Annotated in this window: 10 protein-coding genes; 5 read left to right on the forward strand and 5 right to left on the reverse strand. The window is 66.0% G+C overall.

The window, feature by feature from the left end; translation table 11 throughout:
- Nucleotides 1–23: 23 nt before the first annotated feature.
- From ACVJ6E_RS07375 to ACVJ6E_RS07395, 5 genes are read left to right on the forward strand one after another with little or no spacing between them, the layout of a single operon-like run.
- Complete coding sequence (locus ACVJ6E_RS07375) at nucleotides 24–533, forward strand: TRAP transporter small permease (RefSeq protein ID WP_120267697.1); 510 nt, start codon at nucleotides 24–26, stop codon at nucleotides 531–533.
- Nucleotides 530–1834: a TRAP transporter large permease gene (locus ACVJ6E_RS07380; protein ID WP_120267698.1), complete on the forward strand. Its 1305-nt coding sequence runs from the start codon at nucleotides 530–532 to the stop codon at nucleotides 1832–1834. The genes ACVJ6E_RS07375 and ACVJ6E_RS07380 overlap by 4 nt, the downstream gene beginning before the upstream one ends.
- A 21-nt stretch (nucleotides 1835–1855) precedes the next feature.
- The gene (locus tag ACVJ6E_RS07385) at nucleotides 1856–2917 is read left to right on the forward strand and encodes a GntG family PLP-dependent aldolase (RefSeq protein WP_120267699.1); all 1062 of its coding nucleotides are present in this window, start codon (nucleotides 1856–1858) and stop codon (nucleotides 2915–2917) included.
- Nucleotides 2914–4998, forward strand: coding sequence for a hydantoinase/oxoprolinase family protein (locus tag ACVJ6E_RS07390; RefSeq protein ID WP_120267700.1), 2085 nt, complete (start codon nucleotides 2914–2916; stop codon nucleotides 4996–4998). The genes ACVJ6E_RS07385 and ACVJ6E_RS07390 overlap by 4 nt, the downstream gene beginning before the upstream one ends.
- A gap of 3 nt (nucleotides 4999–5001) precedes the next feature.
- On the forward strand, nucleotides 5002–6639 hold the full coding sequence (locus ACVJ6E_RS07395) for a hydantoinase B/oxoprolinase family protein (RefSeq protein ID WP_120267701.1): 1638 nt from the start codon (nucleotides 5002–5004) through the stop codon (nucleotides 6637–6639).
- Between the two features lie 48 nt (nucleotides 6640–6687).
- On the opposite strand, the gene ACVJ6E_RS07400 is transcribed toward ACVJ6E_RS07395, so the two are convergent.
- From ACVJ6E_RS07400 to ACVJ6E_RS07420, 5 genes are all read right to left on the reverse strand, one after another.
- The gene (locus ACVJ6E_RS07400) at nucleotides 6688–7680 is read right to left on the reverse strand and encodes a Gfo/Idh/MocA family protein (protein WP_120267702.1); all 993 of its coding nucleotides are present in this window, start codon (nucleotides 7678–7680) and stop codon (nucleotides 6688–6690) included.
- A complete protein-coding gene (locus ACVJ6E_RS07405) occupies nucleotides 7677–8564 on the reverse strand; it encodes a sugar phosphate isomerase/epimerase family protein (protein WP_120267703.1) in 888 nt (295 codons plus the stop codon). The genes ACVJ6E_RS07400 and ACVJ6E_RS07405 overlap by 4 nt, the downstream gene beginning before the upstream one ends.
- A 20-nt stretch (nucleotides 8565–8584) precedes the next feature.
- Nucleotides 8585–9418, reverse strand: a complete 834-nt coding sequence (locus ACVJ6E_RS07410; protein ID WP_120267704.1) for a carbohydrate ABC transporter permease — start codon at nucleotides 9416–9418, stop codon at nucleotides 8585–8587.
- Entirely contained in the window at nucleotides 9415–10332 is a 918-nt protein-coding gene (locus ACVJ6E_RS07415) for a carbohydrate ABC transporter permease (protein ID WP_120267705.1), read from the reverse strand. The genes ACVJ6E_RS07410 and ACVJ6E_RS07415 overlap by 4 nt, the downstream gene beginning before the upstream one ends.
- Nucleotides 10333–10510: 178 nt before the next feature.
- A complete protein-coding gene (locus ACVJ6E_RS07420; protein WP_120267706.1) occupies nucleotides 10511–11728 on the reverse strand; it encodes an ABC transporter substrate-binding protein in 1218 nt (405 codons plus the stop codon).
- Nucleotides 11729–11751 lie beyond the last annotated feature (23 nt).

The following is an 11751-nucleotide window of genomic DNA, read 5'->3' on the forward strand; positions in this document are numbered from 1 at the left end:
TCCGACGGAGCCGATCGTTTCCCATGTTGCACCCGATCGACAAAGCCATTGACGGGTTGTCCCGTGCAATGATGCTCACCGCCTGTCTGCTGGTTGTCGCGCTCGTCATCCTCATCAATGTCGAGGTGATATCGCGCTACGTCTTCAACACCTCAACCCTGGTCGCGGACGAATACGGCGGCTATGCCCTTGTCTGGATCTGCCTGCTTGGCTTCGGTCAGGCGCTTCGGTCCGGGCAGTTCATCTCCGTCGATGCATTTTCGCGGCGGTTTTCCCCCGTCGGGCAGCGTTTGGCCGCCGTTCTTGGGGGCCTGGTCGGGCTGGCAGCCTCGGTCTTGCTGACCTACGCGACGTATCGACTGGTGGCGATGAACTATCGCTTCGGCACGGTGTCGATCCAGCCTTCCGCCACGCCCTTGTGGGTCGTCCAGGCGGTGCTGCCGTTCGGCTTCGGGCTGCTCTGCCTCGTCTACCTGCAATTGATGGTCCACGCGGTCGCGGGCCTGCGTCGCGGCGAGGGGGGCGAGGCATGAGCTGGGAAGTCGCTTTCGCCATCTACGGCGCCCTGTTGTTCGCGCTGCTCTTCTTCGGCGTCGCCATCGGCTCCGTGATGGGCTTCGTCGGCATCGTCGGTGTGACGCTGGTCGGCGGCAGCCGCTTCTGGCCGACGCTGGGTGACATCGTGTGGAACACGCTGGACTCCTTCACGCTCGCAGCGGTGCCGCTCTTCGTCTTCATGGGCGAGATCATTGCCCGGTCCGGGGTTTCAGCTCGGCTCTATTCCGGCCTTACGACGTTGATCGGCCGGGTGCGGGGTGGGCTAGCCCAGTCGAACATCGCCGGCTGCGCGATCTTTGCGGCGATCTCCGGATCGTCGACCGCGACCGCCATGACCATCGGCGTCATCGCGCTGCCGGAAATGCGCAAGCGCGGCTACAGCGATACGCTCAACCTCGGCAGCCTGACCGGGGGCGGGTGCCTCGGGATCCTGATCCCGCCCAGTATTCCGCTGGTCATCTATGCCTCCTCCGTGCAGGCGCCGCTGATCGACCTCTTCATGGCCGGTGTCGTGCCCGGGCTGCTGCTTGCCGCTGTCTTCATGGCCTATATCTGGGTCCGGACCTGGCTCAACCCGACGCTGGCACCGCGCCCGGACAGCGAGCCGCGCAGCGGTCGGGACATTGCCCGTGCATTGGGCGACTGCGGCCCGGTCATCCTCCTCGTGCTGGCGGTGATCGGCGGCATGTACTTCGGCATAGTCACGCCGACGGAGGCGGGCGGACTCGGTGCGCTTCTGGCAATGCTTCTGTCCCTCCAGAGCCGGACGCTCAGCATCGCGGTGCTCAGCGAGGCGCTGAAAAGCACCGTGATGACGACGACCGTGGTCCTCTTCATCATGATGAACTCGCAGGTTTTGAGCTATGCACTGACCCTGTCGGGAGTGGGGCGGGCGCTTGCCGAAGGCATTGCCGTGCTGGACCTGTCGCCCTTCGTCTTCTTCCTCTGCCTCATGGCGCTGTTCACGGTGCTCGGCATGTTCATCGATGGCATCTCGATGATGTTGTTGACGGTGCCGGTCCTGCTGCCGGCGATCCTGGGGGCCGGTTTCGATCTGGTGTGGTTCGGAATCGCCATGGTCCTGTTCATGGAGCTCGGGCAGTTGACCCCGCCGATGGGACTGAACCTGTTCGCGATCCAGTCGATAGCGGGCAAGGTCTCCCTGGAGAAGATCGCCTACTCCTCGTTGCCCTATGCGCTGATCATCGTGGTGTTCTGCCTGTTGATCTACGCAGTGCCGGAGATCGTCCTCTGGCTGCCGCACACGGCCGGCTGATACGCAACAAAGGCAAGTACAATGACGTATTTGGACTTCAGGAGTGACTTCCTGTCGCGCCCTTGCGCGCGCATGGCCAAGACGATGGTCGAGGCGGCACTTTCTCCCAACGGCTTCGGTCTGCGGGATGATCGCTGGCAGCGGCGGTTGGAAACCCATGCAGCGGAGCTTCTGGACAAGGAGGATGCCCTCCTGTTCCCGACCTGCACCATGGCGAACCTTGCGGCGATGATCGCCTGGACCCGGCCGGGCGACACCGTTCTGGGTGATGCGACCAACCATCTGGCGACGTCAGAGGCCGGAGGGCATGCGGCGGTCGCAGGGGTCGAGTATCGCGGGCTCGCCGGAGAGTACGGCATGTCGGCCCTTGCCGAGTGGCGGGCAGCCAGCGCTCCGCCCACCGATGCACAGCGCTCTTCGGTGCGTCTTTTTGCACTGGAGACCACCCACAACCGGGGCGGAGGCAATGCCATCGGCGGCACCTATGTGGCGGCGGTCGCAGAGGTTGCGCGGCAGGCTGGAGCCCATCTGCATCTCGACGGCTCCCGCCTCTTCAACGCGGCCGTTGCGCTCGGCGAGGTGCCGGCCCGACTGGCTGCGGAGGCCTCGTCTGTTGCCGTCAGTCTCAACAAGGGTTTGAGGGCACCATCTGGCGCAATGCTTGCCGGTCCCCGCGACTTCATCGGCGAGGCCTTGCGGATCCGTCAGCGGCTCGGTGGCGGAATGCGGCCCGTTTCCATGATCGCGTCGGTGGGTCTCGTGGCGCTGGAAAACTGGGGGGAGGTGGGCGCCGATCACGAGACTGCCGCCCGGCTGCGCGAAGGCTGTCGCGGTCTTCCCGGCCTGATGCCGGTCGATCCTCCAGTGCCCACCAACATTGTCCTGCTGCGTCTGGCGCCCCGTTGGGGAGGTCCGCAAGCGTTCTGCCAGCGGCTTTCGAGGGAGGGCGTTCTCGCCATCCCCTTCGGGGCGGACCTCGTCCGCTTCGTCACCTATCGCGACATCACCCATTCGGCGGTCGACCAGGCGCTGCAGGCGCTGGCGCACCTCGCCAACACGCATGAAAGGCAAGATGACGAATGACATACCGTATCGGAGTAGATATCGGCGGCACCTTCACCGATCTGGCTCTCTTCGACGATGCAGCCGGCACCGCCATCACCCACAAGCTGCTGACCTCGCCGGACGAGCCGTCCCGGTCGGTTCTGGCAGGTGTCGTTGCCATTGCCGAGAGCGCGGGTATCGCGATGAGCGAGGTCTCCGCCATCTCCCACGGAACGACGCTCGTCACCAATGCGGTGATCGAGCGGCGGGGCGTGCCGACGGCGCTCGTCACAACCGAAGGCTTTTCGGACGTGCTCGATATCGCGCTGGAGCGCCGCTACGACCTGTTCGACATGCGCATCGCCTTCCCGCAGCCCATGGTGGCGCGCAACCAGCGCCTGGAGGTGCGAGAGCGCATCCGCGACGATGGCAGCGTCGTCACCGCTCCGGATCGCGCGGGACTGGAGGCCGGGCTTGCCCGTCTGGTGGAAGAGCAGGGCATTCAGGCGGTGGCCGTGTGTTTCCTGAACTCCTACGCCAATCCCGCGCATGAGCGCCTGGTGGCCGGCTGGATCCGCGAGCGTTTCCCCGAACTCTATGTCAGCCTGTCCTCGACCGTCTTTCCCTATCCGCGCGAATACGAGCGCTGGACGACGACCTGCATGAACGCCTATGTCCAGCCGATCGTCGACCGGTATTTGGCCAGGCTCGAGGCCGGGCTCGGCGAAATCGGCTTCACCGGGAAGTTCCTGGTGATGAGTTCCAGCGGCGGCACGCTGGCGAGTTCCATCGCCCGTGAGTTCCCGATCCGTCTGCTGGAGTCGGGGCCGGCGGCCGGCGCCCTGATGTCGGCCCATGTCGGCAAGGTGCTCGACGAGCGCAACGTCCTTGCCTTCGACATGGGCGGTACGACCGCCAAGGGCTGCATCATTCGCGGCGGCACGCCGATCAAGCGCTACGAGATGGAAGTGGCGCGGGTTCACGAATTCAAGGGTGGCAGCGGCCTTCCGGCCAAGATCCCGGTCATCGACATGATCGAGATCGGCTCGGGCGGCGGCAGCCTTGCCGGAACCGACGAGCGCGGGACGCTGGCAATGGGACCGCGCAGCGCGGGCGCGGATCCGGGGCCGGCCTGCTACGGCCGTGGCGGCGAGCGAGCAACCCTGTCGGATGCCAACCTCTTGCTCGGCTATCTCGGGGCGGGCTCCTTTCTCGGGGGAAAGATGGCGCTGGATGAAGCCGCAGCGCGCAAGGCAATCGGCGATCATGTCGCCGAAAAGCTGAATGTCGACCTGGTGGCGGCCGCGTGGGGCATGCATGAGGTCATCAACGAGGACGTCGCGCGGGCCTTTCGCGTCCATGCGTCCGAGCGAGGCATCGACTATCGCCGTTCCAGCATGGTGGTTTTCGGTGGATCGGGTCCGCTGCATGGCGTGCGCGTCGCCCGCAAGCTGAAGATCCCCAAGGTCATCTGCCCGGCCGGTGCCGGCGTCATGTCCGCCTTCGGTCTGTTGAGCAGTCCGCCGGCCTTCGAGGTGGTGCGCTCTCGCCAGATCGGCATCGACCGGCTCGCCCCGGCCGATCTCGCTGCCATCTGCACCGAGCTGGAGGCCGAGGCCGCCGAAGTCCTTGCGACCGGTGGCGTCGCGCCGGAGGCGATCCGTTTTCGCCGCCGTCTCGACATGCGCTACAGCGGCCAGGGTTACGAGGTGGAAGTGGCACTACCGGACGAAGGAGATCCGCAGTGCCTCCACGCCGCACTGCCGCAGCTCTTCAATGAGGCCTATGCGGCGATCTTCGGCATGACACTGCCCGGGCGGCCGATCGAGATCCTCAACTGGAAGATCGAGGCCTATGGACCGTTGGCGGCCCAGCACCAGACCTACCGGGTGCTTCAGGAGCCGGAGGGCGAGGTGGCGCTGAAAGGCAGCCGCAAGGCCTATTTCCCGGACGCGGGCGGCTTCGTCGACTGCCCGGTCTATGACCGCTACGCGCTGGCGAGCGGCGATCAGGTCAGCGGCCCGGCCCTCATCGAGGAGCGGGAATCGACCTGCGTCCTGGGGCCCGGCGACCATCTGACCGTCGACCCTTTCATGAACCTCGTAATCGAAATCAGGTAAGACATGAGCAAGATCGACCCCATCGCCGTCGGCATTTACTGGGACAGGCTGATCTCCATCACCGACGAGATCGTCAACACCCTCGTGCGGACGTCCTTCTCCACCAATGTGCGTGAAAGCTACGACCTGTCCTGCATGCTGTTCGACGGGCGCGGCCGGATGCTGGCACAGGGCAGCTACAGCGTTCCGTCCTTCACCGGAACTGCGCCCGCTACCTTGCAGCACATGCTGAAGCGGTTTCCGCCCGAGACGCTGTCGCCCGGCGACGTCGTCATCACCAACGATCCCTGGCTCGGCACCGGGCACATGTTCGACATCAACGTCATGCAGCCGGTCTTCCGCGAGGGGCGGATCGTCGGCTACTGCATGAGCATCAGCCACCTGCCGGATATCGGCGGGCGCGGGTTCTCGGCGGTCGCCCGCGAGGTCTACGAGGAAGGCCTGCGCCTGCCGGTGCTGAAGCTGATGGAGAAGGGGCAGGTCTCGGAGCTGATCCTCGAGCTGTTCCGTTGCAACGTGCGGGCACCGGAAGAGACCATTGGCGATCTGATGGCCAATGCCTCGGCCACCTCGGTTGGTGGACGCATGCTGCTGGAGTTCATGGACGAATACGGGATCGACGACATCTCGGATATTGCCGATGTCATCATCTCGCAGTCCGAGACTGCGATCCGGGAGGAACTGCGCAAGATCCCGGACGGATGCTACGAGAATGCGATCCTTGTCGAGGGCGTGGAAGAGACCGTTCGGCTCGCCTGCGCGGTGCATATCGCCGATGGGCGCGCGCGGATCGACTTTTCCGGCTCCTGCGATGCCGTGCCTTCGGCGATCAACGTGCCGGTCTGCTACACCCACGCCATGGCCTGCTACGCCATCAAATGCCTGACCACGCCGGGTATTCCCAACAATCTGGGGTCGGTGACGCCGGTCGAGGTGACGGCGCGCGAAGGCTCGATCCTGAATCCCGTCCATCCCAGTCCGACGGGCGGGCGCCACGTCATCGGCCACTACGTCGCCCCGCTGATCTTCGGGGCGCTGGCCAGCGTCATGCCTGACAGGGTGCAGGCGGATTCCGGCATGCTCAATCTGATCAACGTTCAGGGGCGCAATCGCGAGGGCAGGGAGGTGTCCAGCATCTTCTTTGCCTGTGGCGGGTTCGGCGCGCTGAAGGGGATCGACGGGGCGCCGACGACGCCATCACCCTCCAACATGACCTCGATCCCCATCGAGGTCTGGGAGCGGCTGACCAGCATGACGGTCCTCGCCAAACGGCTGCTGCCGGACAGCGGCGGTGCGGGCGAGTTCCGCGGCGGCCTCGGTCAGGAGATCGTGCTGCGCAACGAGTCGCCTTATCCCCTCACCGTTTCCTGCCTGTCGGGGCGGACCGAGTTCCCCCCGCTCGGCATGCTGGGCGGTGAACCGGGCAAGCTGCGCGAGATCTCGATCAACGGGGAGGTGGTTCACCCGAAGGGGCGTTACGTGCTGGCGCAGGGCGATACGCTGACCATCCACGAGGCGGGTGGTGGCGGCTTCGGCGACCCGAAGCAGCGCAACCGGGACGCGGTTCTGGAGGATGTCCGCAACGGCTTCGTTTCGCCACAGGCCGCCCGCGAGATCTACGGAGTGGCGCCTGCCGCGTGACAGGGCGTGGAACCGCGCGTGGAGCCTTCGCTTCACGCGCGTTTTTTTTCAGGAAATCTGCGCGATCATTCGTTCCAGCCGCTCCATGGCGAGGACGCCGGCCTCGATGCCCGGCGCGTTCGCCTGCTCGCCGCGCAGGGCCCGCGCCGTGTCGGCCAGAAGGGCGGCATAGCCCTTGTGGTCCTCGTTGGCGGCGGCGGTGAAATTCGGCGTCCAGGACAGCGTGTCGCAGGCCGGATCGAGGGTCGCGGCCGGGTCGTCCGCCTTGAACGGCGGATCGCGGTAGAGCCGCACATTGATGATGTTGTCGATCTCCAGCCGCGCATGGTCGCCCATGATGCGGATTTCTTCCATGGGCGTGCCGCGCGACTGCACCGTGCCCATCACCACATTGCCGATCGTGCCGCCCCTGGTGGTGAAGTTGACATGCAGCAGCAGCTTGCCGGGCGCGGGGCTTACCGAGCGCACCAGCATGTCGCCGAAGTCCTCGCCGGCGAACCAGGGGATGAGGTCCATGTAGTGGACGCAGTGATGCAGGAAGAAGCCGGTATAGTCCGGCTCGCCGACGAAATAGGTCGGTGCGGTCATGTAGCTGCCGGTGATGCCCAGCACCTTGCCGAAGCTGCCTGCGTCCAGAACGTTGCGCGCGATCCTGTTGCCGGTCGAGTAGCGCTTCATGAAGCCGACGATCACCGGCTTGCCGGCCCGTTGTGAGGCTGCCGCGACCTCGCGCGCGCCGGCTGCATCGGCTGCCGGGGGCTTTTCCATGAAGACCGACAGGCCTTTCTCCAGCGCTGCGATGGAGGCGAGCCGGTGCAGCTCCGGCCCGACCGCCATGCCGATGGCATCCAGACCCGGCTGGGCGATCAGGTCGCGGTAGTCGCTGTGCAGGGAGGCGACGCCGTAATTCGTCGCCGCCTCGCCGAGCGCGGCCGCATCGCGGTCGCACAGGGCTGCGATGCGGAAGCCGTTGCGGCCCAGCTGCGGCAGCAGCATCTGCCGCGCGTGGCGGCCGCAGCCGATCCAACCGATATTGATCATTGGTCGACCTCCGCCAGCGCCAGCGCGTTGCGGATGACGCCGAGGCCGGCCATCAGCTTTGCGCTTTCGTCCTCGCGCGGTGCGCGCCAATGGGCGATGGGCAGCGCCACCCGGTCGTCGGCGCGGCGGAAGGGCTCCAGCGAGATCGGGCCGGTGTAGCCGACCTGATGCAGGGCCCGCATCACCGCCGGCCAGTCGATATGGCCGGTGCCGGGGTGGCCGCGATGGTTCTCGTTGGCCTGGAAATGGACGATGCGATTGCCGGCGGCGCGGATCGCGTCGGGGATCGAGCGGTCCTCCATGTTCATGTGGAACGTGTCGAGCATCAGGCCGAGGCCCGCATCACCAACTGCGTCGACCACCTCGATTGCCTGCCGTGTCGTCGAGATCACGTCGGTTTCGAACCGGTTCAGTGCTTCCAGCGCCAGCACCTTGCCGGCGGAGCGGGCAACGGCCGCCGCCTGCTTGAGTCCCTCGACGGTGCGCTCGGCGCGGGCCGCAATGTCGGCATCGCTGCGCGGCACGGGCGGACGGCCGGCAAAGACCATCGGCTCGCCGTAGAGCGGACCGCCGATCATCCGGGCGCCGAGGCCCTCTGCGACATCGACGCAGCGCTTGAGGTAGTCGAGCCCGCCCTGGCGGTTGGCGGGGTCGTCCGAGGCGATGGAGCGGGTCGGCGAGACGCGCGCTGCCAGCACCAGGAAGAGGCCGGCGTCCTCGGCGGCGCGCCGCGTTTCGGCAAGGTCGAGCCCGTCCTCGGGCTCGGGCACCAGCAGCTCGACGAAGTCGAAGCCGAGCTTCGCCGCCCTTGCGAAGTGATGCAGGTCGGCGCCCGTGAAGGGGCGGACGAACTGCATGGAGATGATGCCAATCGGGTTCTTCAAGGGGAGGGTCCTTTCGAGTCTCAGCCCTTCACCGCGCCCTGGGTGAGGCCGGAGATGAGGCGTTTCTGGACGAGCAGGAAGAGAACGGTCGCGGGCATGGCGCCGATGATGCCGCCGGCGGTGAGCAGGCCCCACTGGACCTCGTATTCGCCGATCAGGGTCTGCACAGCGACGGTGATGGTGCGCACGTTGCGGCCGCCAAGGGTCAGTGCGTAGAGGTACTCGTTCCAGGCGGTGATGAAGATGTAGATGCCGGTCGCGACGATGCCCGGCGCGCAGAGCGGCAGGATCACCCGGCGCAGGGCGCCGAGCCGCGAGCAACCGTCGGTCATCGCCGCCTCGTCGAGCGAGCGCGGAATGCCGTTCATGTAGCTGACCATCATCCAGACCGAGAACGGGATGGCGATGGTCGAGTTGGCGATGATCAGCGCCGCGTGTGTGTCGAGCAGGCCGAGCACGCGCATCAGCACGAAAAGCGGCAGGATCAGCAGCACGAGCGGGAACATGTTGATGAGCAGGAACTGCATCATCAACAGGCGCTTGGCCCGGAACTCGAAGCGCGAGAACGAGTAGGCGGCGGTGATCGACAGGGACAGCCCGACGACCACCGTGCCGCCCGCGACGATCAGGCTGTCGAGCAGGTTGCGGCCGAAGCCGACGGTGCGGAACAGGCGGGCATAGTTTTCGAACGTCGCGCCGAGGATCGACGGACCTTCCACGAAAAGCCTGGCTTCCGGCGTCACCGAGGTGAGGAACATCCAGGCGTAGGGGCCGAGCGTGAAGGCCAGGATCGCCAGCATCGGCAGGTCGACGGTCAGGATCCGCCGCCACAGGGGGAGCTTGCGCAGTCTCATCGGCTCACCGCCTTTCCGGTGCGGCGCAGGTAGACGAGCACGACCACCATCAGCAGCAGGGTGAACAGGACGGCCAGCGCCGAGCCGTAGCCGAAGTCGAGATTGGTGCGGGACTTGACGAAGGCGTAGAGCGGCAGGGTGTAGGTGCTGTAGCCCGGCCCGCCGCCGGTCATGACGAAGATGACGTCGAAGGAATTGGCGACCCAGATCATCCGCAGCAGGATTGCCGTCACCAGGACGCCGGAGATCCCGGGTAGGGTGATGTGCCAGAACTGGCGCCAGGTGCTGGCCCCGTCGATGGCGGCTGCCTCGTAATAGCTGCGCGGGATCGACTGCAGACCGGCGAGGATCATGACCGCGAAGAACGGAAAGCCCTGCCAGGTCAGTGTGAGGATGATGGCACCGAGCGCGGTGTCGGGCCGGGCGAGCCAGGGCACGGCCTGCTCGATGAGACCGAGGCGCAGCAGGAAGTCGTTCATCAAGCCGTAGTTGCTGTCGTAGATCCACACCCACATCAGGGCGATGACGACCGACGGCAGGGCCCAGGGGATGATGATCAGCGCGCGGGCGAGCGGGCGCCAGGGAAAGTCCTGGTTCAGCAGCAGGGCGGTGGCGAGGCCGAGCAGGACCTGCGCCGGGATCGTGATGCCGATCCAGATCGCGGTGTGCTGCAGGGATATCCAGAACACCTCGTCGGCCAAGGCCTTGCGGAAATTGTCGAGCCCGATGAACTCGAAATGGTTCGGGCGGAACAGCACGTAGTCGTGCAGGCTCATCCAGGCGGTCTGCACCATGGGGAAGAAGACGATGGCCAGTGTCACCAGCACCGCCGGGGACAACATGGCGTAAGGGAGCACGCGCCGGCCGAGCGGGCGCCCGGTCGGCCCGGCATCGGGAACGATTGTATCGGTCATGGTCTGGCCGTCGGCTGGATCAGCGGGCGTGGCCGAACCCGGCCAAAAGCCCTGAAAACTGATCGGTTCCAGAATGCCGGAGCCGCGTGCCCGCACCCGGTCGGGTGCCGGCGGCTCCAGGAAGGCGACGGGCGCGGCGGCCTGCGCCCCGCCCGTCGCTGTCAGGGGATAGTCGCGCTTACTTCGCGTAGAGCTCGGCGATCTTCTCGTTCATTTCCTTGGCCGTGATCTCGCCCGTCAGCGCGCGCTGCATGTTGACCGGCCAGACGGTGTTCACGAAGTCGGAGGTCTGCGAGACGTTCGGCAGCAGGTGGGCAAAGGGAAGGGAGTCCACCGTCGCCTTGACGAAGCGCTGCGGGTGCAGGGACCAGCTTTCGGCATCCGACTTGACCACCGGCAGCTGGCCGGTCGCCTCGTTGAACCTGGCGTTGTTGACCGGCGAGGAGAGGAAGGAGATCCATTTCCAGGCCGCGTCCTTGTCGGAGGCCGAGGAGAGGACCGCCGTGCTCTCGTCGCCGAAGGAGGTCCAGCGGCCGCCGCCGCATTCGGGCACCGGCGCGGCCGAGACCTTGTCGCCGAGCACCTCGACGATGCCGTTGGCCGAGCCGATGTGGTGGATGGTCATCGCCGTCTTGCCCGCCTTGAAGGCACCGAGGATTTCCTGGAAGCCGTCATTGGGCGCGGAGGGCGGGAAGACGCCGTCCTGGCGGAAGAGGTCGACGACGTACTGTGTGCCGGCAATCCCCGCCTCGGAGGTCAGGCCGTCTTCGAGGCTGACGCCTTCGTGGGAGAGGGTAAGGCTCGCCCAGTGGTCGTGGCCGCCCTTGCCGCCCCGGAAGCCGAAGCCGTAGACGTCCGGCGAGCCGTCGCCGTTGGTGTCGCGGGTCAAGGCCTTGGCGACATCGCGGAATTCGTCGCAGGTCGCCGGTACCTTGAGGCCGAGCTCGTCCAGCATGTCCTGGCGATAGTAGAGGTAGAGCACGACGTACTGGACGGGGAGATAATAGGTCTCGCCGTCGGCGGCCTTGGTGAGGTTCAGCAGGTTGTCCTCAAGGCCGGTCTTGCCGTCCCAGGCGTCGATGCGCGCGCCGATCGGCTCCAGCGCGCCCATCTCGACGAGGCGCGGTTGGGCGAACATCTTGACCATCGCCGCGTCCGGAGCGTTGCCGCCGATGATCGCGGTGTAGAGATTGTCGTAGTAGCTGTTCCAGGGAATGTTCTCGGCTTCGACCTTGATGCCCGGATTCTGCTTCTCGAACTCGGCGACGAGCTCGTTCATCGGGTTGTCGGCATTGTCGAAGTGATACCAGAAGCGCACGGTGCTGTCGGCATGGGCAAGGCTGGCCATCAGCGTCAGGGCGCTGGCGGCTACAGTGATTTTCCTGAGTATTTTCATTGGTTTGGTTCCTCCCTGGAGTT

The sequence above is a fragment of the Stappia sp. G46H5W genome (assembly GCF_058448995.1).